Source organism: Rhizobium sp. N731 (assembly GCF_001664145.1).
GTDB lineage: Bacteria > Pseudomonadota > Alphaproteobacteria > Rhizobiales > Rhizobiaceae > Rhizobium > Rhizobium esperanzae.
This window is the reverse complement of sequence record NZ_CP013601.1, coordinates 1,594,951-1,614,863: the sequence shown is the minus strand read 5'-3', so window position 1 is coordinate 1,614,863 and position 19,913 is coordinate 1,594,951. Positions and strand designations below refer to the sequence as shown.

General features: G+C 60.7%; 17 protein-coding genes. 11 read left to right on the top strand and 6 right to left on the bottom strand.

What is annotated here, in order from left to right; translation table 11 throughout:
- The first annotated feature begins 93 nt into the window (after window positions 1-93).
- The 4 genes from cml to AMK02_RS07940 all read left to right on the top strand — a co-directional run bounded on the left by cml (window position 94) and on the right by AMK02_RS07940 (window position 4,272).
- Entirely contained in the window at window positions 94-1,284 is a 1,191-nt protein-coding gene (gene cml, locus AMK02_RS07955; RefSeq protein WP_064801771.1) for a CmlA/FloR family chloramphenicol efflux MFS transporter, read from the top strand.
- A gap of 235 nt (window positions 1,285-1,519) precedes the next feature.
- On the top strand, window positions 1,520-2,482 hold the full coding sequence (speB, locus tag AMK02_RS07950) for an agmatinase (RefSeq protein ID WP_064801769.1): 963 nt from the start codon (window positions 1,520-1,522) through the stop codon (window positions 2,480-2,482).
- 61 nt (window positions 2,483-2,543) lie between these two features.
- Window positions 2,544-3,476, top strand: coding sequence for an N-acetyl-gamma-glutamyl-phosphate reductase (gene argC, locus AMK02_RS07945; protein WP_064801767.1), 933 nt, complete (start codon window positions 2,544-2,546; stop codon window positions 3,474-3,476).
- Window positions 3,477-3,480: 4 nt separating this feature from the next.
- Entirely contained in the window at window positions 3,481-4,272 is a 792-nt protein-coding gene (locus AMK02_RS07940) for a sulfite exporter TauE/SafE family protein (protein ID WP_064801765.1), read from the top strand.
- 22 nt (window positions 4,273-4,294) lie between these two features.
- Here AMK02_RS07940 and AMK02_RS07935 read toward each other — a convergent pair whose 3' ends face one another.
- Window positions 4,295-5,398, bottom strand: coding sequence for a COX15/CtaA family protein (locus AMK02_RS07935; protein ID WP_064801763.1), 1,104 nt, complete (start codon window positions 5,396-5,398; stop codon window positions 4,295-4,297).
- Between the two features lie 115 nt (window positions 5,399-5,513).
- On the opposite strand from AMK02_RS07935, the gene AMK02_RS07930 reads away from it, so the two are divergent.
- Entirely contained in the window at window positions 5,514-5,723 is a 210-nt protein-coding gene (locus tag AMK02_RS07930) for a DUF2842 domain-containing protein (RefSeq protein WP_003573983.1), read from the top strand.
- A 118-nt stretch (window positions 5,724-5,841) separates the two neighbouring features.
- Window positions 5,842-7,083, top strand: a complete 1,242-nt coding sequence (locus tag AMK02_RS07925; protein WP_064801761.1) for a GNAT family N-acetyltransferase — start codon at window positions 5,842-5,844, stop codon at window positions 7,081-7,083.
- 63 nt (window positions 7,084-7,146) lie between these two features.
- On the opposite strand, the gene AMK02_RS07920 is transcribed toward AMK02_RS07925, so the two are convergent.
- Window positions 7,147-9,321 carry a GumC family protein gene (locus AMK02_RS07920; protein ID WP_064801759.1) on the bottom strand — a complete coding sequence of 725 codons (2,175 nt, stop codon included), beginning with the start codon at window positions 9,319-9,321 and terminating at the stop codon, window positions 7,147-7,149.
- Window positions 9,322-9,511: 190 nt separating this feature from the next.
- Here AMK02_RS07920 and AMK02_RS07915 point away from each other — a divergent pair, with 190 nt between their 5' ends.
- The 4 genes from AMK02_RS07915 to AMK02_RS07900 are packed head-to-tail and all read left to right on the top strand — an operon-like array spanning window position 9,512 to window position 14,120.
- Window positions 9,512-10,087, top strand: a complete 576-nt coding sequence (locus AMK02_RS07915) for a polysaccharide biosynthesis/export family protein (protein ID WP_064801757.1) — start codon at window positions 9,512-9,514, stop codon at window positions 10,085-10,087.
- 3 nt (window positions 10,088-10,090) lie between these two features.
- Complete coding sequence (locus AMK02_RS07910) at window positions 10,091-11,260, top strand: glycosyltransferase family 4 protein (RefSeq protein ID WP_064801755.1); 1,170 nt, start codon at window positions 10,091-10,093, stop codon at window positions 11,258-11,260.
- Between the two features lie 56 nt (window positions 11,261-11,316).
- Window positions 11,317-12,879: an undecaprenyl-phosphate glucose phosphotransferase gene (locus tag AMK02_RS07905; protein WP_064801753.1), complete on the top strand. Its 1,563-nt coding sequence runs from the start codon at window positions 11,317-11,319 to the stop codon at window positions 12,877-12,879.
- On the top strand, window positions 12,876-14,120 hold the full coding sequence (locus tag AMK02_RS07900) for an O-antigen ligase family protein (protein ID WP_064801752.1): 1,245 nt from the start codon (window positions 12,876-12,878) through the stop codon (window positions 14,118-14,120). Before AMK02_RS07905 ends, AMK02_RS07900 begins: the two co-directional genes overlap by 4 nt.
- Before the next feature lie 16 nt (window positions 14,121-14,136).
- Here AMK02_RS07900 and AMK02_RS07895 read toward each other — a convergent pair whose 3' ends face one another.
- From AMK02_RS07895 to AMK02_RS07885, 3 genes are all read right to left on the bottom strand, one after another.
- Entirely contained in the window at window positions 14,137-14,970 is an 834-nt protein-coding gene (locus tag AMK02_RS07895; protein ID WP_064801750.1) for a carbohydrate ABC transporter permease, read from the bottom strand.
- On the bottom strand, window positions 14,970-15,863 hold the full coding sequence (locus AMK02_RS07890; RefSeq protein WP_064801741.1) for a carbohydrate ABC transporter permease: 894 nt from the start codon (window positions 15,861-15,863) through the stop codon (window positions 14,970-14,972). Before AMK02_RS07890 ends, AMK02_RS07895 begins: the two co-directional genes overlap by 1 nt.
- Before the next feature lie 124 nt (window positions 15,864-15,987).
- Window positions 15,988-17,325 carry an extracellular solute-binding protein gene (locus AMK02_RS07885; RefSeq protein ID WP_064801739.1) on the bottom strand — a complete coding sequence of 446 codons (1,338 nt, stop codon included), beginning with the start codon at window positions 17,323-17,325 and terminating at the stop codon, window positions 15,988-15,990.
- Window positions 17,326-17,501: 176 nt separating this feature from the next.
- Between AMK02_RS07885 and AMK02_RS07880 the strand changes: the two genes are divergently transcribed.
- Window positions 17,502-18,116 (top strand): GNAT family N-acetyltransferase, encoded by a 615-nt coding sequence (locus tag AMK02_RS07880; protein WP_064801737.1) that lies wholly within the window; start codon window positions 17,502-17,504, stop codon window positions 18,114-18,116.
- Between the two features lie 20 nt (window positions 18,117-18,136).
- Here the strand turns inward: AMK02_RS07880 and AMK02_RS07875 are convergent, their stop codons facing one another.
- Window positions 18,137-19,894, bottom strand: a complete 1,758-nt coding sequence (locus AMK02_RS07875; protein WP_064801735.1) for a hypothetical protein — start codon at window positions 19,892-19,894, stop codon at window positions 18,137-18,139.
- Window positions 19,895-19,913: the final 19 nt, after the last annotated feature.

Sequence of the window (19,913 nt, the reverse complement as noted above, 5' to 3'; positions counted from 1 at the left end):
TTGCGCTGTTGTTGCGGCATCTGTCCCAGCAAATCCGATACTGATGAATGACAGATCGCCGCCGAATGAAAATCATTTGAGCGGATCTTACCCATGTCTTACCCGAAAATTCCGTCGTGGAATTACTCCGTGCCGGCAAGCTTGTTGCTGATGGCTCCTTTCGACATCCTGGCGTCGCTTGCCATGGACATCTATCTACCGGTCGTACCGACGATGCCCCAGGCGCTCGGCACCTCGCCTGAAGTCATCCAGTTGACCCTCAGCCTCTACATGCTTGTGCTCGGCGTCGGCCAGATTGTCTTTGGTCCGATCTCCGATATCGTCGGGCGACGGCCCGTGCTGCTCGGCGGGGCGGCACTCTTTGCCTTTGCGTCCTTTCTGCTTGCCGGGGCCTCATCCGCCCTCCTCTTCGTGGCCTTGCGATTGTTGCAGGCGATCGGCGCCTCGGCGGCTCTTGTCGCCACCTTCGCAACAGTGCGCGACGTCTACGCCGAACGGCCGGAAAGCAGCGTGATCTATAGCCTGCTCGGGTCCCTGCTATCGCTTGTGCCTGCGTTCGGGCCAATCGTCGGCGCGGTGATTGCCGACCATTATGGGTGGCGAGCCATCTTTCTCGTCATCGGCCTGCTGTCGACCGTCGCAATTCTCAATGCCGGCATGCGGTGGCATGAAACCTGCCCCGCTACGACGGCGACAAGCATTGCCATACGCCCGATCCTCGCGAGCTTTTCCTTCTGGATCTACACGACCGGCTTCAGCGCGGCGATGGGAGCCTTCTTCGTCTTCTTCTCGACCGCACCCCGCATCCTGATCGATCGGGCCGGCTTTTCCGGCATCACCTTCAGCTTCATCTTTGCCTCGGTGGCCTTGGTGATGATCGTGACAGCGCGCTTTGCCAGCCGCTTCGTCACACGCTGGGGCATCGCAGGCAGTCTCGCAATAGGCATGGCGATGCTGCTTGTCGGCGCGGTCATGCTTGGCACAGGAGAGATGTTTCTGCAGGCACCGCTTATCGGCCTCATCCTGCCGATGTGGATCATCGCGATCGGCATTGTCTTTGCGACAGCCGTCACGGCTAATGGTGCGCTTGCTGCTTTCGGCAATACCGCGGGAACAGCCGTGGCGCTCTACTTCTGCGTCGAAAGCCTGCTGGTCGCTGTTGCAGGCACATTGTTCGTGATTCTGCTCGACGGCGACACGACCTGGCCGCTCGCAGCCTATACCGGCGCGGCAGCGCTGATAACGCTGGCCGGATTGCGCCAGCTGGCGCGGAAGGCGGTCTGAGAATTTGCCACGGAATGGCGGCAGCTTAAAACGCAGAGCGGCCGTCAAGCGAGGCATCGCTTGAAATCTCGGCGCACCTCGCCTACCCCTTACCTGCCCCGAAAGGAAACATCAGTTCCTTTCGGGGCAGGATCGGGCGGACGCCATCAGCCGGTTTGGTCGTGATCGGTGGCCTGGCAATATAAGGTCGACATCGAACGCGACTACGTTAGCGCCCACAGAGAAGGAGCCCCCCTTGGCGAACAAGACCATTGATCATGCCTTCATGGCGACCAGCCTCACTTCGGCCGCCAGCGATCCCACCTTTGCCGGTGCGCTGTCCTTCATGCGCCGCCGCTTCACCAAAGAACTTACCGGCGTCGATGTCGCCGTTTGGGGCATTCCCTTCGACGCCGCCACATCGAACAGGCCGGGCACGCGCTTCGGCCCGCAGGCGATCCGGCGCGCCTCGGCGATTTTCGACAATGATGCGCAATATCCCTTCAACCGGGACCTGTTTGCCGACATGGCGGTGATCGACTATGGCGATTGTCTGCTCGACTACGGCAATCATCAGGACACACCTGGTGCCATCGAACGCCAGGCCAACGCGATCCTCGACAGCGGCGCCTTTCTGCTGACGCTCGGCGGCGATCACTACGTCACATGGCCGCTGCTGAAAGCCCATGCGGCAAAACACGGGCCTCTCGCACTCGTGCAGTTCGACGCTCACCAGGATACCTGGTTCGACGAAGAGCGGCGTATCGACCATGGCTCCTTCGTGGCGCGGGCCGTGCGCGAGGGCATCATCGATCCTGACCGCTCGATCCAGATCGGCATCCGCACCCATGCGCCGGAGGATTGCGGCCTCAATATTCTCTATGGTCATCAGGTCGAAGACATGAATGCCGGCGACATCGCCTCGGCAATCATCTCTCATACGCGCGGCGCCCCTGCCTATCTCACCTTCGATATCGATTGCCTGGATCCGGCCTTTGCGCCAGGTACCGGCACGCCGGTTGCCGGCGGACCATCGAGCGCCAAGATCCTCTCGGTGCTGCAGCGTCTGCACCAACTCGATATCCGCGGCGCCGACGTGGTCGAAGTGTCGCCGCCCTACGATCATGCCGATATCACCGCCATTGCGGGGGCAACGGTGGCAATGTATATGCTTGGCCTTCATGCCGAGCGACGCGCCATTGCGGTGTCACAAGGCTGATTTATCATCGTTCAAATTGAATCCGGAAATCCTCAGAACCCATTGAAAGCGCAGGTCTAACATGGCACCGAAAATCTTCATCGATGGCGAACACGGCACAACGGGTCTGCAGATCCGCACGCGCATGGCCGGCCGCCGCGATGTCGAGCTTCTGTCCATTCCCGAGGCCGAGCGGCGCAATGCCGCCATGCGCGAAGATATGCTGAACGGCGCCGACATCGCCATCTTGTGCCTGCCCGACGACGCGTCGAAGGAAGCAGTTCAGATGGTTTCGGCCAACAACAACGTCCGCGTTATCGACACCTCGACGGCCTTCCGCGTCAATCCCGGCTGGGCCTACGGCTTTGCCGAAATGGACAAAGAGCAGGCCGAGAAAATCGCTTCCGCCCGCTTCGTCTCGAACCCCGGCTGCTATCCCACGGGCGCGATCGGCCTTATCCGGCCGCTTCGCGCCGCCGGAATTCTGCCGGATGGCTATCCGGTGACGGTTAACGCAGTCTCCGGTTATACCGGCGGCGGCAAGCAGATGATCGCGCAGATGGAAAACCCGGATCATCCAGATGCGATCACCGCGCCGCATTTCCTTTATGGCCTGCCGCTCACTCACAAACATGTGCCCGAAATGACCGTGCACGGCCTGCTCGACCGCGCACCGATCTTCTCGCCATCGGTCGGCAAGTTCGCGCAGGGCATGATCGTGCAGGTGCCGCTGCATCTCGACGATCTCGCCGAGGGCACGACGATGGAAAGCATTCATGCCGCCCTCGTCGCGCATTATGCCGGACAGGATATCGTCACCGTCGTGCCGCTTTCCGACAGCAAGGTGCTTGCCCGCGTCAATGCCGTCGAACTCGAAGGCAAGGACACGATGAAGCTCTTCGTCTTCGGCACGCCGGGGGGTCCCCAGGTCAATCTGGTGGCGCTGCTCGACAATCTCGGCAAGGGTGCCTCGGGTGCGGCCGTGCAGAACATGGACCTGATGCTCGCCTCCTGACGCCATGACGCTGGATGCGCTTGTCTCCGACGGGCAGGCCTGGTTTGCCGCCGCCCTGCCCGATCACGGCATCTATGCGCTGATGGCTTTTGCCTTTATCGCCGGGCTAGCCCGCGGCTTTTCCGGTTTCGGCGCAGCGTTGATCTTCGTCCCGCTCGGCGGCGCCATCGTCGGGCCGAAGCTGGTCTCGCCGATCCTGCTCGTCATCGACGGCATCGCCACGCTGGGGATGATCCCACCCGCCTGGCGCGACGCCAACCGGTCCGAAGTCTTCATCATGGCCGCCGGTGCGGCACTCGGCGTCCCGGCCGGCACGGCGCTACTGGCGCTGCTCGACCCGACGCTGCTGCGCTGGAGCATCACGATCATCGCCATCTCTCTGCTCGCGCTTCTCGTATCGGGATGGCGCTACCACGGCGCGCCGTCAGCGCCGCTCAGCAGCGGCGTCGGCCTGATCGCCGGACTTTTCAGCGGCGCCGCGCAGCTCGGCGGGCCGCCTGTCGTCGCCTATTGGCTCGGCGGCAAGACCGACTTCGCGCGTGTCAGAGCGAATGTCGTGCTGTATTTCTCGATCTCGTCGGTGTTCAGCGCCATCAGCTATTATATCGGCGGACTGTTCGCGCCCGCCGTCTTCGCGCTCACCGTCGTCGTCCTGCCGAGTTATGCGCTGGGTCTCTATGGCGGCTCGAAATTGTTCGGGCTTGCCGAGGAACGGACCTTCCGGATCGCCTGCTATGTGCTGATCGCGGCGGCTGCCATCATCGGCATGCCGCTGCTCGACGGCGTGCTGCGTTAGAACGAATGAAGGCCTCCCGCTTTCAATCACGTTCTGTGATCATCGTCTCGTGCGGGTATTCACCGTGAAAGCCACGCCAGTTGGCGATGGCGAAACCGAATACAACAAGCGCGCCGGCCTGATGCAGCAGCCCCCAGTGAAGCGGCACCTGCATCAGCAGCGTGGCAATGCCGATCGCCGCCTGAACGGTCACCAGCGCGAAAAGCAGGACGGCGCGGCGGGCATGGGTGGTCCAGGGTGCGGCGCGAAGGGCGATCACCATGTTGATCAAGGTCAGCACGAAGAGCGTATATGCGCCGATGCGGTGGATGAACTGCACTGTCTTCGGGTTCTCGAAGGCATTGATCCAGAAGGGTTGCTGAATGAGCAGATCTGAGGGGATGACGGCGCCATCCATCAGTGGCCAGGTATTATAGGAAAAACCGGCATCGAGTCCCGCCACCAGGGCACCGAGATAGATCTGGAACAGCGCGAAAACAGCGATGGCGGCAGCGAATCCGCGCGAGCTGCGTGCCGGCGCCGGATCGTTGGAGTGCGGCGACAGCCCGCGCATGATCCACATGCAGCCGGCAAAGATCAGGCAGGCCATGACGAGATGCGTTGCCAGCCGGTACTGACTGACGTCGGTGCGGGCCGACAGCCCTGACGATACCATCCACCAGCCGATGAAACCCTGCAGGCCGCCGAGCGCCAGGATGCCGACAAGCGGCCATCGCAGGCGTTTCTCGATCCGCCCCGTCAGCCAGAAAAAAAGGAGCGGCAGCGCGAAGATCACGCCGATGCCGCGGGCGATCAGCCGGTGCGCCCATTCCCACCAGAAGATACCCTTGAACTCGTCGACGGTCATGGAACTGTTCAATTGCTGAAATTCGGGAATGCGCTGGTAGAGGCGGAACTCCTCTTCCCATTCCGCGGCCGACAGCGGCGGGATGACGCCATGGATCGGCTTCCACTCGGTGATCGACAGGCCGGAATTGGTCAGCCGCGTTGCCCCTCCGACGAGCACAAGACAGAAGAGCGCCAAAAGCACGACTCCGAGCCATAGCCGCAAGGCGCGGCGGTTGCGGTTCTGCTTGCGCACTTCGCTCAGGATCGCCTGTTCCATGGTGGGGTTCGCGACGGCCATGATGTCTCCTTCTATCCGGCAGTTGATTTGCCCCACCGGCTCATGCAAAACAAGCCCCGAAGCTTTGCGGCATGCCGTCGCGCCGCTCCGCGCTACCTCAGACAAGAGATAAACAATGCCCGTCCGTCTCCGCAAATTCATCGGCACGATCCTTATCATCGTGCTTGTGCTCGTCTATGCGCTGGTGGCGAACACGATCGCGGTGGCGACGCTCGGCAACGCTCCCTGGTGGGGGCACCTGCTCTACTTCCTGCTGACCGGCCTGCTTTGGGTATTGCCGGCAATGGTGATCATCAAGTGGATGGCCGGACCGCGGCAGCAATAGGCCATTAACGGCCGAATAACCGTGATCGGCGGAAAACCTCGCTGAGGAGCGGCGCTTAAACCAAATATACGTCCCGCACACCTACCTTCCCGTTCAGCATTTTGACCGGAGAGTTCCCGTGCAGACGCAAAAGCTCAATGTTGATGAACAGCCGTCAGGCGATGACGCGCTGGCCGATGTGGCGATTTCACGCCTACGCCAGGTGAGCATGAAACTTGCCATGGCAAAAATTGACATCTCGGTATTCGACGCGATGCAGCCGCTGGAGGATGATTGGCGGGCTCTGGAGACTGACGACCTCCACTCGCTTCATCAGAGCTATGATTGGTGCGCCGCCTGGGTCAACGCCTTTCGGCGGCCGCTGGCGATCCTCAAAGGCGCCTATGCCGGGGAGACGGCCTTCATTCTGCCGATCGAGATCGTCAGATCCCGGGGATTGGCCGTCGCCAAGTTCATCGCTGCCGATCACAGCAATATCAACACAGGCCTGTTTTCCGGCAATTTTGCCGAAAGCGGCGGCAGCATCGACGCGGAGAAGTTCGCGGGGCAGCTTCGGCAGGCCTTGAAGGGCCATGCCGATCTGCTGCTGCTGCAAAACCTTCCGCTGGAATGGCGCGGGCGGCCGACCCCGCTCACCGGACTGCCGACGGTGCAGAACCAGAACCACGCCTATCAATTGCCGTTCCTCTCCAATTTCGAGGAGACGCTGAAGCAGCTCAACACCAAGAGCCGGCGTAAGAAATTCCGCGTTCAATCAAGGCGCCTGGAGGAGGCAGGCGGCGTCGAATATGTCATCCCGGAAACATCGGAAGAACAGCACCGCCTGCTCGATATCTTCTTCCACCTGAAGAGTATCCGCTTCGCGAGCCTTGGCCTGCCCGACGTCTTCGCCGATGGGGAAACGCAGACCTTCCTGCACGGCCTCATCGACAAGCGGGATGATGCAAGACAGTATTTCGGCCTGCAGATGCATGCGCTGCGGCTGAAGGGGGAGAACAAGAACCGGATCGCTGCCATCTCGGGCATTTCGCGCAAGGGCGATCACGTCATCTGCCAGTTCGGGGCGATCGATGAAGATCTTGTGCCCGATACGAGCCCCGGCGAATTCCTCTATTGGCAAATCATTTCGGGACTGCATGGCAGCGGCGTCGCGCTATTCGATTTTGGCCTTGGCGATCAGACCTACAAACGATCCTGGGCGCCGGTCGAGACCGCTCATTACGACGTGGTGCTGCCGGTTTCGCCATTTGGCCTTGCCGCCGGCGCGGCACACCGGATCGTTACCCGGGGCAAGGCGCATATCAAGGCGCGCCCGAAGCTCTATAAATTTGCCCAGAACATCCGCGCACGGATCGGCTGAGCGTTCTTTGTCTTGCGCATGTCGTTCTTCGCAAAACCGCTGCACACTTTTGCGCGACATGCTTCAAGCGGCTTGGCCGAGCGTCTGCTCGGCCCCTTCGCCGCCCGACATCAGCACGACGCGCTCATAGCCCGCAGCCTGGAATTCCGTCATCAAGGTCACAAAGATGGTCTCCTCCATCTCCGGAAGGGAAAGGACGATCTCGACATCCCGGCTGCGCGTCAGTCGCGCGACGCCGGCAACATCGGCCGCACCGCATTCGACCACCACGAGGTCATAAGCGGCGGCGAGCGCATCGAGCAGCAGCGACAGCCGGTCGACACCGCGCATGGCGCGGCGCACGTCGCTCTGACCCTGCGGGATCAGATGAGCATCGGAAAGACGATCGCTATGGATCGTGTCGCCGAAGGCGGCCTCGCCGCACAGCAGATCGGTGATGCCAGCCGCGACCTGGTTCTCGGCCATCAGTTCTGTGGGATAGCCGGAGCCGGTCATATCAATCAGAATGACGCGGCGGCCGGCATCGGCGAGCATGCGCGCCAACGCAACCGTCGCCGCCGAGCCATTGTCGCCAGTTGGAGATATGGCGATTGCCAGCGGCGCGCGGCTGCCCGTGAGGTAGTCCGCAACGGAGGCAATGGAAAATTCATTGTCGTCCTCCGGCGTCTCTTCGGCAGCCACCGTTTCTTCGATCACGTCCTTTCCGTCATCCTCCGTGACAACGGCGAGCATGCTCGCCTGGACGGGCCTTCTGACGGCAGCGACGACCGAGGCGGCCTGCGGCACATTCTTGTCTTCGGCGACCGTTTCAGCCTCGACCGTGTCACGGGACGCATCGACGGCACGAAGCGCCCGGCCGCTGAAGAGTTCGGCGAGCATGGTGACGATGGCGCTCAGGATCAGCGTCGCGACGGCGGCGACGACAACGATCGGCACCACCTTCGGGAAATAGGGATCGACTGGCTCGATGGCTCGGGAAACGATACGGGCGTCCGCCGGGCTGGAATTGCTGTCGGCGCGCGAGGCGGCCTCGCGATAGCGTACCAGATAGGTTTCGAGCAGCTGGCGCTGGGCGTTTGCCTCGCGCTCCAGCGCGTTGAGGCCAACCTCGTCTTCGCCGGCACGGGCGCTGTTGGCCTGAACCGCGTCTTTCTGGCGCTCGAGTTCGCTCGCGCGGAGATCGGCAACCTTCGCCTCGTTTTCGATGCTTGCCAGGATCTTCTGCGTCTCCTGGCGGATTTGGCCGCGAATATCGGAGAGCTGGGCGCGCAGGCTCTTCAGCCTCGGATGACTGTTGAGAAGGCTGGTCTGGAGATCTGATATTTGCGACTGCAGGCCGGATTCCGTCGCCTTCAGCCGCTGGATCGCCTGGGAAGACATGATGTCAGGCAGCGTATCGGAGGCTTCGCCCGATGACAACGCATTGCGCACCGCCTGCGCCCTCGCCTCGGCATTGGCCCTGTCGCCCCGCACGCGGGTGAGTTCTGCGGAGATGTCATTAAGCTGCTGGGCGGGGAATGTGGTCGTGCCGTTCGTTTGCAGCAGACCGTGGTTGGTGCGATATTCGGCAACCCTCTTCTCGGCCTCGCTGACCTTCTGCCGCAGGTTCTCGATCTCCGGCTCAAGCCAGCGCGTCGCTTCCGAATTGGATGCGAGCTTGGCGCCGCTCTGAGTGGAAAGGTAAACATTCGCCATAGCGTTCGGGATGGCGGCTGCGAGCTTCGGATCCTTCGACGTGAAATTGATGCCGATGACGCGCGAACCCGGCACCTGATAGACCTGCAGCCGCTCGACGAAAGCGTCGATCACCCGTTCTTCCGGCGGGTTCTCCATCGGGTTCTTCTTCAGATGCAGCTTCACCAGGATGCTAGTCATCGCCGAGCCGTTGGCGGCATCGTCGAATTCCGGCAGATTGTAGAGCTTCAGGTCGTTGATCACCTTCTTGAGGAGATCGGCCGATTGCAGGAGTTGCACTTGGCTGGCGATATTCAGCTCGTCCATCAGCGGCCCGGCGCCGGCTTCGTTCGCCTGCTGGGTGCTGGCGAAGGCTGGCGCGCGGGGTTCGATGAGGATGCGTGTTTCGCTGCGATATTGCGGCGAGATGATCTTGGCGCCGGCAAAGGCGACGCCGGCCGCCGCGAGCGTGATCGTCAAAATCCTGAGCCGGCGTGCCCAGACGGCGCGAACCAGCTGGCTGAGGTCGATGTCCACATCCTGATCACGCACTACGCCGGACATGCTCTTACTCCACAACAAAGGTCCCGCAAGCGTAAACGACCGTGGTAACTCAACGGTTAATGGTAACCTTGCGAAGAAATGATCGGGATCAGCAAAGAACGCCGGAAATTGTCGGCCGTCTTTTACCGGGCATTAACCCTAACGGATCGATAACGATCTCACCAAGTTCATTTTCTGTGAGCACCAGCGGATGTCTGTCGCCCCGCCCAAAATCGTTTTGGCCCTGAGCCTTGCAGCCATGACGGCTGCATTGGGCGGATGCACGACGTATAAGCCGGCTCCGAAAGCCTTCAACGAGGCGACCATCCAGCCCTATACGCTTGATAGCGGCGACCGGCTGCGCATCACCGTTTTCGACCAGCAGAGCCTGACCAATACCTACACTGTCGATCAGGCCGGTTATATCGCCTTCCCCCTCATCGGTCAGGTCCCTGCCCGCGGCCGAACCCTGCAGCAACTTTCAGGGCAGATCGCCCAGAAACTGCAGCAGGGCTATCTTCGCGATCCCGATGTTACCATCGACGTCGACCGCTACCGCTCGATCTTCATCATGGGCGAAGTCGGCCAGCCCGGCCAATATGCCTATGTTCCGGGCATGACCGTGCAGAACGCCATTGCGGTTGCCGGCGGCTTCTCCAGTCGCGCCAACCAGAGCATGGTCGATGTCACCCGCAAGATAAACGGACAGGTGCTGACCGGCCGCATCAACATATCCGGCCCGATCATCGCCGGCGACACGATCTACGTTCGCGAACGGCTCTTTTGAGCAATGGCAAGAGAGAGACCGCTCCGCATTCTGCACTGCTTCAGATCGCCGGTCGGCGGGATTTTCCGCCATGTCCGCGACTTGGTCGAGGAACACAGCAAGGCCGGTCATCACGTCGGCATTCTCTGCGACAGCTCGACAGGCGGCGAGCACGAGGACAGTTTGTTCGATGATATCCGCCCATATCTGTCTCTCGGCCTGACGCGCGTGCCGATCCGCCGCTCGGTCAGCCCGTCCGATATCGCGACGATGTGGGATACGTACAAGAAGATTAAAAGTTTGCGGCCGGATGTGCTGCACGGGCACGGCGCCAAGGGCGGCGTGCTCGCGCGACTTGCCGGCTCAGCCCTGCGGGTGAATAGGTATCGCGTAGCCCGCCTCTATACCGCGCATGGCGGAAGCCTGCATTATTCGCGCTCCTCATTCACAGGACAGTTCGTCCTCAGGATGGAGCGCCTGCAGGAATATTTCACCGATGCGCTAGTCTTCATCTGCGAATACGAGCGCGACACCTATGTCCGCAAGGTGGGCAAGCCGCGGACGAAGACGAAACTGATCTATAACGGCATCGGGGAGCGTGAATTCGAGCCGATCCACACCCGGTCGGATGCCGTGCATTTCATCTATGTCGGGATGCTTCGGGACCTCAAGGGTCCCGATCTGTTTGTCGATGCCTTCGCCAAGACCGAGCGATTGCTCGGCCGGCCGCTTTCGGCGCTGATGATCGGCGACGGACCTGACCGCGACCGCTATCGCGAGATGATGATCGAACGCGGCCTCGGCAAACGGATCGGCATGTTGCCGGCAATGCGTATCCACGAGGCCTTTGCCATGGCGCAAAATCTCGTCGTCCCCTCTCGCGCCGAAGCCATGCCCTACATCGTGCTCGAAGGGCTGGGGGCCGGCAAGACGATCATCGCCAGCCGCGTCGGCGGCATTCCCGAGGTGCTCGGCAAGGACAGTCCGGCTCTTGTAGAGCCCGGCAATTCAGACGATCTCGCCCGCGTGATGGCGGAAGCGCTCAGCACGCCCGGCTGGCACGCCAGAACAATGCCGTCGCATGAGGCAGTAAAGGCCGTGTTTTCCTCGACCGTGATGGCGCGGGATGTTCTGCAATTATACCATGAGCTCGTCGGTCCTGCCGCCGAACCAGCAGTGTTCGTTACCCCGTAAATATTTCTTAGGGGCTTTCTGGTATTTCGCTTGCTGACAACGAGCGACAAAACCCCATGAACAAGCTGGAAAAAAGCGATCCGTTTGACGTAGAAGCGCTGCGCAAGCAGGTCTCCGACATCGAGGCGCGACGCAATGCAAGTCGGGAGCAGGCCTCCGAGCCGACTGAAATCAATGCCTATGCCCGGCAGATCGCCGAACAGTTCCGCGACGGCACTCGTTCGCCTGCCATTATTATCGGCCAATTGCGGCTCCTGGAATTCTTGGCACTGTTTTCGATTGCCCTGATCGTCCACTACTTCTGGCCGGGCGACGGCAGCGATCCTCTGCTGGTGCGGGCCGGCATGGCAGCGATCGCTTCAACCGCGACCGTCATCGCCCTGCAGCTTGCCGACACCTACACCATTCCCGCACTCCGGGCGAAGCTACGGCTGATGCCCCGCATTCTCGCCTCCTGGACGATCGCGCTTGTGCTGACCATCGGCCTGTTCGCGCTCATTCGTGGCACCACATGGGCGATGGTCGATGCCTATGTTCCCTGGTTTGCCGCCGGCGCGCTTTTTCTTGCGACCGAGCGTTTCCTCGTGGCCTACGGCATCCGCAACTGGGCGCGCAACGGCATCATGGAGCGGCGCGCCGTCATCGTCGGCGGCGGCGAACCGGCCAAGGAGCTGATCCGCACCCTCGAACAGCAGGCCGATAACGACATCCGCATCTGCGGCATCTTCGACGACCGCGGCGAGAAGCGCTCACCGATCATGGTCGCCGGTTACCCGAAGCTCGGCACCGTGGCGGAACTCGTCGAATTCGTGCGGCTGACGCGCATCGACATGCTGATCATCGCCCTGCCGCTTTCGGCTGAGGCGCGCATCTTCGATCTCCTGAAGAAGCTCTGGGTCCTGCCGGTCGATATCCGGCTTGCGGCGCACGCCAACCGGCTGCGCTTCCGGCCACGCGCCTATTCGCATGTCGGCGCTGTGCCGATGCTCGACATTTTCAAGATGCCGATCCGCGACTGGGATTCCGTCGCCAAACGCGGCTTCGACATCTTTTTCACTCTGGTCGCGCTTGCGCTGCTCTGGCCGCTGATGGCCGCAACCGCAATCGCCATCAAAGCGACCTCGGAAGGTCCTGTCTTCTTCATGCAGAAGCGTCACGGCTTCAACAACGAAGTCATCAACGTCTTCAAGTTCCGCTCGATGTACACCAACATGGCCGACCCCTCAGGCAAGGCCGCGGTGACCAAGGGCGATCCACGCGTCACCCGTGTCGGAAGGTTCATCCGCAAGACCTCGATCGACGAGCTGCCGCAGCTTTTCAACGTGCTGCGGGGAGACCTCTCGCTGGTCGGTCCGCGTCCGCATGCGGTTCTCGCTCAAGCGCGCGACCGCGCCTTTGCGGATGTCGTCGAAGGTTATTTCGCCCGCCACCGCGTCAAGCCTGGTGTGACCGGCTGGGCGCAGATCAACGGCTGGCGCGGCGAAGTGGACAATGACGAGAAGATCAAGTTCCGCACGGCCTACGACCTCTATTATATCGAGAACTGGTCGCTCTGGTTCGATCTCAAAATCCTGTTCCTGACGCCGGTCCGGCTGTTCAACACGGAAAACGCCTATTGAGCACGATCGCGGCGACATATTCGCGTGTCGCCCAGCCGCAGCGGGCAACGCTGCGGCTGATCGGTTCCGCCTTCGTCGCTTTCGGTGTTTTCCTCTCCGGCTTCGTCATCGATGAGCCGGCGCCCTATGAACTCTGGATGGCGGGACTGATCGGCCTCTGGTTCATCCTGGGGCTCAGGATTTCGCGCATCGTCGCGCCGTTACTTGCGCTGCTGCTCACTTTCAATATCGGCGGCATGCTGTCGCTGACGCAGATGAATGACCTTGCGACGGCGCCGATGTATATCGCCGTCTCGACCTTCCTGGCGCTGACCGCGGTATTCTACGGGGCGATCATCGAGGACAGCCATAAGCGGCTGCCGCTGATCTTCAACGCCTGGACCCTGGCTGCCGTCGTCACGTCGGCGCTTGGCGTGCTCGGCTATTTCCACGCCTTTCCCGGCTCGGAAGTGTTCACTCTCTATGACCGCGCCAAAGGCGCGTTCCAGGATCCGAACGTCTTCGGCCCCTTCCTGGTGCCGCCGTCGCTCCATCTCATCCACGGCATTCTGGTCGGCGACCTGAAGAAATCGCCATTGAAGGCAGCCGCCCTTCTCGTGATTGCCCTCGGCATCTTCCTCTCCTTTTCCCGGGCTGCCTGGGGCCTCTTTGCGCTCGGCGTGGTGCTGCTGATTTTCATCATGCTGCTGAAGGAGCGCAGCGGCGCCTTCCGCTTGCGCGTGCTGATCCTGTCACTGGCGGCGATCATCATGCTGGTCGCATCGCTGCTCGTGGCGCTGCGGATTCCGAAGGTCGCAGAGTTGTTTTCGACACGCGCCCAGCTCGTGCAGCAGTATGACGGCGAACATCTCGGCCGCTTCGAGCGCCACAGGATCGGTTTCACCATGATGATGGAGCGCCCGCTCGGCATCGGTCCGCTCGTGTTCGGCACCATGTTTCCCGAGGACGAGCATAATATCTGGCTGAAGTCGCTCACCTCCTATGGCTGGCTCGGCTTCGTCAGCTATGTCGGAATGCTCCTCTGGACGCTCGTCCTGGGTTTCCGGAACCTGCTTCACGACCGGCCGTGGCAACCCTTCCTGATGATTGCCTGGATCTCCGTTCTCGGCCATGCGGCGATCGGCAACGTCATCGACATCGACCACTGGCGGCATGTCTATCTGCTCTTCGGCACGGTCTGGGGCTGCGCGGCGCTGGAAGCGCGTCACAGGCGCGGCCGAAATCTCGCCGGAGCGGCTTGAAGCCCTTGCCGGCTGCCTATTTCGTCGTCCCGGCCGTCAAGCCGGCGATGAACCGCCGCTGGAAAATGAGATAGGTCAGGATGAGCGGGGCAATGACGATCACCGCCCCGGCGGTCAGAACCGGCGTGTTGACGGTGTAGCGCCCCTGGAAAAACAGCATGCCGAGGGGCAGCGTCCGATAGGCATCGTCGTTCACCAGAATGAAGGGAATCAGAAACTCGTTCCAGGTCCAGATGAACAGGAACAACGCCAGTGTCGACATTGCCGGCACCATCAGGGGTACGACGATCTTGCGAAGGATATAGAAGCGCCCGGCGCCGTCGAGGACTGCCGCTTCGAGAATCTCTTCGGGCAATTGCTGCATCGCGCTGGCGAGGAAGATCGTCGAGAATGGGATCGACATCGCGATCTGCGGCACGATCACGGCGGCATAGGTATTGATCCACCCGAGATACCGCATTTCATAATAAAGCGGGATGATGAAAGCCTCTGCCGGCACCATCATGCCGAGTGTCAGGATGGCGAACAGCATACGCCTGAGCGGGAAAGACAGAAAAGCGAAGGCGAAACCCGTCAGCAGGCCCAGAAAGACGCTCGCGGCGACAACGGGTATGACGACAATGATCGAATTCCAGAAGTAGATGTTGAAATGCCCGGCATTCCAGGCATCGAGGTAATTTTCGAAGTGCGGATATGCCGGCAAGGCGAACGCACCCTTCAGGACGTCGGCCTTGCTCTTTATTGACGTCAGAAGCAGAAGCAGGAATGGCGTGATCGTGACGAATGCGAGAAGCCAGAGGAGAATGCGAAGAGGGAGTGTGGTAGTGGGGATATTGGACGAACGGCTCATCACGCCACCCCTTTGTTCTGCGAGCCGACAAACCGGTGAATTGCATAGTTGATGATGAATGTCAGGGCCGCGCCGACAATGGCGATGGCCGCCGCCGCGCCGAACCGGTTGAGCTCGAAACCGAGCTGGTACATGTAGATATTCGGTACGAGCGTGGCGTTGGCGGGCCCGCCGCGGGTCATTGTGAAAATCAGGTCGAAGCTCTTGATCGACGCGATGACCGTCAGCAGCAAAACCACCCTGATTTCCGGCATGAGAAGCGGCAGCGTTATCCAGAAAAACGTCTTTCGCGCCGAAGCGCCATCGACCTTCGCAGCATCAAATAGCGACGGGTCGATGCGCTGAATTCCCGTGAGGAAGATGACCATGCAAAAACCGAAGAAATACCAGGTGGCAACGATCCCGACCGCGGGAAGCACGAAGTTGAAATCTCCCAGCCAGGGGAGTGCGAACATGCCCAAGCCCACTGCTCTCAGAAACTGGTTGAACGGACCGAATGCAGGATTGTAGAGCCATGCCCAGATGATGCCCAACACGGCAGTCGGCATGATATATGGCAGGAACAGGAACGTCCGCAGAGCGAGTTGTTCGCGTTGCTTCAGATTCCAGACGCAGGCGGCAAGACCTATGCCGAGCCCGAGCGGCAGGACGCAGTAAAAAATCATCAGCTCGGCATTGTTGCGCAAGGCGATGTAAAAACGATCATCGGAAAAGAGATCGACGTAATTGCCGAGGCCAACCCACCTGGGCACGGTCAAGCCGTCCCAACTGGTCAGGCTCAACCCCAAAGCCGCGACAATCGGCCCGAAGACAAAGGCCGCGTAAAGCAGCAATCCGGGGAATAGATAGATCCAGTTGGTATGTTCGGAGCCATCAAGTGGGGAGCGCTTCATTCCGGTACTCCATGAAGCCAAAGCTATCGTCGTCGTGCAGCAAGCCTGAGATCGCAGCGCTGTTTTTTAAGGTGATGTCGACCAGACGCAGGCCGCGGACGGTCGCGGCCTGCGTCCGCGCCATTTATTTCTGGCCCTTCAGGTAAGCCTGATAATCCTTGTCCATAGCGTCGACAAAGGCTTCAGGCGTGATCTTGCCGGACAGGAGAAGCGGCGTGTTGTCGTCGATTGTCTTCAGCATCGTCGGGCTAGACCAATCGGGATAGTGGCCGAGAGCGTCGTTGGCGTTGAGCGTCTTCCACATCTCGATGCCGGAGCTCAGCAGCGGCGTGAGCTTTGGCTTCGCATCCGCCGCAAGCGACGTTGCCGGAAGATAGCTGGCATTGGCCCAGGCTTCGGCAGCTTTTTCCGAAACCATGTAGTCGATATATTCACCGGCGAGGTCCTTCGTTTTCTGGTCTTTGGCAAGGCTTGTTATTGCCCAGGCAAGATCCACGCCTCCGACGCTCAGCGGCTTGGTAATGCCTTTTGGGGCAGGAATGGCCATGAAGCCGATATCCTGGTTGTGCTGCATATCACCGAAATACCAGGTTCCCGAGATCAGGAAGGCGCCCTGCCCCGATATGAAAAGCTGAACGGCGTCGTCACCCGAAATGCCTTCGAAACCGGGATAGAAATAGCCGCCTTGCGCCCACTTCTGCACCAGTTTTGCGGATTCGATGTTGCCTTTGGTATTCCAGGAGCCGCCCCTGCCGTAGATCAGATCGTCAAGTTCGGCGCGATTGCCCGCGTCGATATGGGCTTGATCGATGGCGCCGATCATGTGCAGGGCCAGATGCTGCTTTGCGCTGCCCATCATGAAGGGCGCCACGCCTTTTTCCTTCAGCTTGTCGAGATCGGCCAAAAGCTCCTCGAAAGTCTGCGGCAGTGCGATGCCGGCGTCGTCAAGGATCTTCTTGTTGTAATAGAGGCCGACGATCTCGGCGAGGCCTGATATGCCGTAGGTCTTGCCGACCCCGAACTTTGGCCCATCCCATCGATCTCGCGCCAGCACGGAATCGGACTGGCGCTTGTCCCAGCTGTATTTCTTGATGTAGTCGTCAACCGGCAGGAGCAGTCCTTCCTTGACCATTGCGCCCATATCGCCGGCGCCCTGGTTGACTTTCGTGACGACCGGGCCGTTCCCTGCCGAAACCGCAAGCTTCAGCGTCAACTTCATGTCATCGAATGTGCGGGCGGTACGCTTGATCGTAACGCCGGGATGCGCAGCTTCGAACTCTTTGTTCAGCTGCTCTATGACCGCACTCTGACCTTCGTAGGTCTGGTCATCCCAAACAGCCAGATCGTCAGCCCGGGCGGCTGCCGAAAGGCCAAAATTCATAAGCGCTGCACCAGCAAGCGCGACGGCCGTTTTCATTTGAAATGCCGGCAGTATGTTGATCGATTTCACGCTTCTTTTCATCTGCTCCACCTCACTTGGTTTATTCTCCACTCCCCGTTCGAGCCTTGCGCCAGGCGCCGCCGAACGTTTTCTTCCCCCAGAGCTTTGCCTGACCGGCGAATCTGAGGTAATCGTCAGTGCATCAGCTCCTCTCGCGACCCAAAACGACAACGCGCCACGCAGGAGGTGGCAAAGTGATGGACACCAGTTGCTTCATCCGTCCCGCGATTGAAGCGGATATCGAAGCCTTTTTTGAAATCTGCCTGAAAACCGCGAATGGCGGTCACGATGCCAGCGCTCTCTATAGTGACCCGCGTCTGCCCGGTTACATCTGGTCGGTGCCATATCTCAAGTTCGCCAAAGACTTTGCCTTTGTTCTCGTCCAGCATGACCGTCCGGTCGGCTATGTCGTGGGCGCCCCCGACACCAGCCAGTTCGATCAGGACCTGGCGGCAAGCTGGTGGCCGCTCGTGCGCCGAGAGATCGCCGGACTGGCGCCGACCCGTCCGCGCGACGCCGACGTCTTGGAACGAATCCAAAATCCGCGCAGCGGGACGGCCTGGCTTCAGCACCAGTATCCGGCGCATCTGCACATCAACATCCTTCCCGGGCTTCAGGCAAGCGGCTGGGGACGAAAGATGATCGACACCGAGCTGCAGGCGCTTCGAAATCATGGGGTCACGGCCGTGCATCTCGGGGTCGACCCCACAAACGAACGCGCCAAAGGCTTCTATCGTCACCTTGGCTTTTCCGAACTCGAACGCGATGGCGCCGTCGCCTTTGCAATGCGGATCGATCAGGGATCCCGCTGAAACCGCCGGCGCCAGACCGCTCATGACATCGGCTCCGAATTTGCAGCGTCGAGCCCATATTTCAAAGCGACGGCTGCCGGCATGGCGCTCCAGCCCTGAAGCAGGGAGCCGCGTCCATAGGGCGGCGAGAAATATTCCACCGCGCCGATCCAGCCATTGTCGAGGCAGGTTTCCCACCAGCGGGTCAGCGCGTAGCGGGCGCCTCCAAGTCCGTGGCGAAGGCGTTCTTCGGCATAGGCGCCGTCCCAATAAGGCCAGTCCGAGCCGTTATGGTAGCGGTAAGGAAAGGCGGTCTTGGATCGCAAATCGCTTTGCCGCTTGAATGGTGGATAGGCGCACATCACACCCCACCTGCCATAGGGCTGTTCCTGATTGTTGCGCGTTTCCAGCCTGGTTTCAAACGCTCTCAGGAGGCCGACAGCCCTCTCCTCTGAAATAGCACTAAATCGCGATAAGGTCAGACTGTCGAGAGCCAGATGATCTTCGACAAAAGTGCCGGGTGTCCCATAGTCGAGATATCCTCCCGTTGCCGGCACGAAGAGCCTGGCTTCGATTTCCCGGCGGGCAAGAATTGCGGTCTTGCGCGCATGTTCGGCAAGGGTCGGATCGTGTCCTTCGCCCAGCCTCGCGACAGCATCCAGCGCGCCGACGAAGAGACCGAGGTCATAGGAAACAAGGCCGTCACGAAAGACATTGTCGGCCCAATCTCGGTCGTTGCGCGGTTTCAGCGGCAGAACGCTGTCGGGACCGGCCAGGCTGACATAGCGATCCATGATCGCCCTCACTGTCGGCCAATGAAGCTGCACCTCGGCCGCGTCTTTCGTAACGCCGAAATAGTCATCGAGAAAAAGAATGAAGAAAAGCGGACTGTCGAAGTGGTCGCTCCACCAATCCTGCGGACGATTATGATACTCCGGAACTGCTCTTTTATGGGTTTTGGGATTGGCTTTGCTGTCGGCGACGAAGCGCTGCCAGGCATCCGATTGCGCCGGTCCCGTCAGGATAACGCCGCTCGGGGCCTCTCCGTCGGGCTGTATTCCCTTGGCGAGCAGTCGGATCTCGTCGCGCACCGCCTCCGGAGCAAGCGTCAACAGCGGCTGCATCGTCCAATAGCCGTCGCGGTAATAGGTCCGCGCCGGAGCGCTATAGGCCTGTCCGGCGGCAAGGCCGGCGAAGGCGCCATTTTCGTCGCGCCTTATGCTGGAAAGGGCCGCATGTATCCCCTGACTGACCATGCTGCGCATTAGCGGGTCGGCGTCAGGCATCATGTCGCAACGCGCCACATATTCCGCGGCTTCGGTGATAATGGCTTCGCTGCTGAGATCGAGGGCTCTCTCGGCTTCGTCTCTCGAGGCGCCGCCGGCAATCCGCAGATCGGAATCTCGACCTTCCGCGATAAGGACGCCCCAGCCCATTTCGAAAATCTGCCGATGACCGCTGCGGGACACCTTCGCCCTCGCGTCTCGCCCATCCGGCTCGTGCCACCAGGCGCAACGGCGCGCTGGATAGACGCCCTGCAGGCTCACTCCATTGATCAGCATCACCGGCAGCGACTGCGCGACAAAAACGCCGCCCTGTTTCGAGACGAGCCGGTTCGGAGCGTAGGTATAGGGGCCGGTGATCGGAGAAAACCGCACACGCCCCAGGCTGCCGGCACCCCAAAGGGCAAGATCGGCATATCCCTCCGGATGAACATCCGCCTGAAGGCGTGGCGCCATTATGGGCAGCAAGACGCCGGCGTCGGCTGAAAGCTGCCCGTCGGTCGAGGGTTTTATCATAGACAGGTCCCCGACAGCC

Excerpts from the sequence above, each read along its gene's own strand:
- AMK02_RS07930 (WP_003573983.1), top strand. The coding sequence starts at position 5,514 with ATGCCCGTCCGTCTCCGCAAATTCATCGGCACGATCCTTATCATCGTG.
- argC (WP_064801767.1), top strand. The coding sequence starts at position 2,544 with ATGGCACCGAAAATCTTCATCGATGGCGAACACGGCACAACGGGTCTG.
- AMK02_RS07885 (WP_064801739.1), bottom strand. The coding sequence starts at position 17,325 with ATGAAAAGAAGCGTGAAATCGATCAACATACTGCCGGCATTTCAAATG.
- AMK02_RS07910 (WP_064801755.1), top strand. The coding sequence starts at position 10,091 with ATGGCAAGAGAGAGACCGCTCCGCATTCTGCACTGCTTCAGATCGCCG.
- cml (WP_064801771.1), top strand. The coding sequence starts at position 94 with ATGTCTTACCCGAAAATTCCGTCGTGGAATTACTCCGTGCCGGCAAGC.
- AMK02_RS07890 (WP_064801741.1), bottom strand. The coding sequence starts at position 15,863 with ATGAAGCGCTCCCCACTTGATGGCTCCGAACATACCAACTGGATCTAT.
- AMK02_RS07895 (WP_064801750.1), bottom strand. The coding sequence starts at position 14,970 with ATGAGCCGTTCGTCCAATATCCCCACTACCACACTCCCTCTTCGCATT.
- AMK02_RS07875 (WP_064801735.1), bottom strand. The coding sequence starts at position 19,894 with ATGATAAAACCCTCGACCGACGGGCAGCTTTCAGCCGACGCCGGCGTC.
- AMK02_RS07920 (WP_064801759.1), bottom strand. The coding sequence starts at position 9,321 with ATGTCCGGCGTAGTGCGTGATCAGGATGTGGACATCGACCTCAGCCAG.
- AMK02_RS07915 (WP_064801757.1), top strand. The coding sequence starts at position 9,512 with ATGTCTGTCGCCCCGCCCAAAATCGTTTTGGCCCTGAGCCTTGCAGCC.
- AMK02_RS07940 (WP_064801765.1), top strand. The coding sequence starts at position 3,481 with ATGACGCTGGATGCGCTTGTCTCCGACGGGCAGGCCTGGTTTGCCGCC.
- AMK02_RS07935 (WP_064801763.1), bottom strand. The coding sequence starts at position 5,398 with ATGGCCGTCGCGAACCCCACCATGGAACAGGCGATCCTGAGCGAAGTG.
- AMK02_RS07905 (WP_064801753.1), top strand. The coding sequence starts at position 11,317 with ATGAACAAGCTGGAAAAAAGCGATCCGTTTGACGTAGAAGCGCTGCGC.
- AMK02_RS07880 (WP_064801737.1), top strand. The coding sequence starts at position 17,502 with ATGGACACCAGTTGCTTCATCCGTCCCGCGATTGAAGCGGATATCGAA.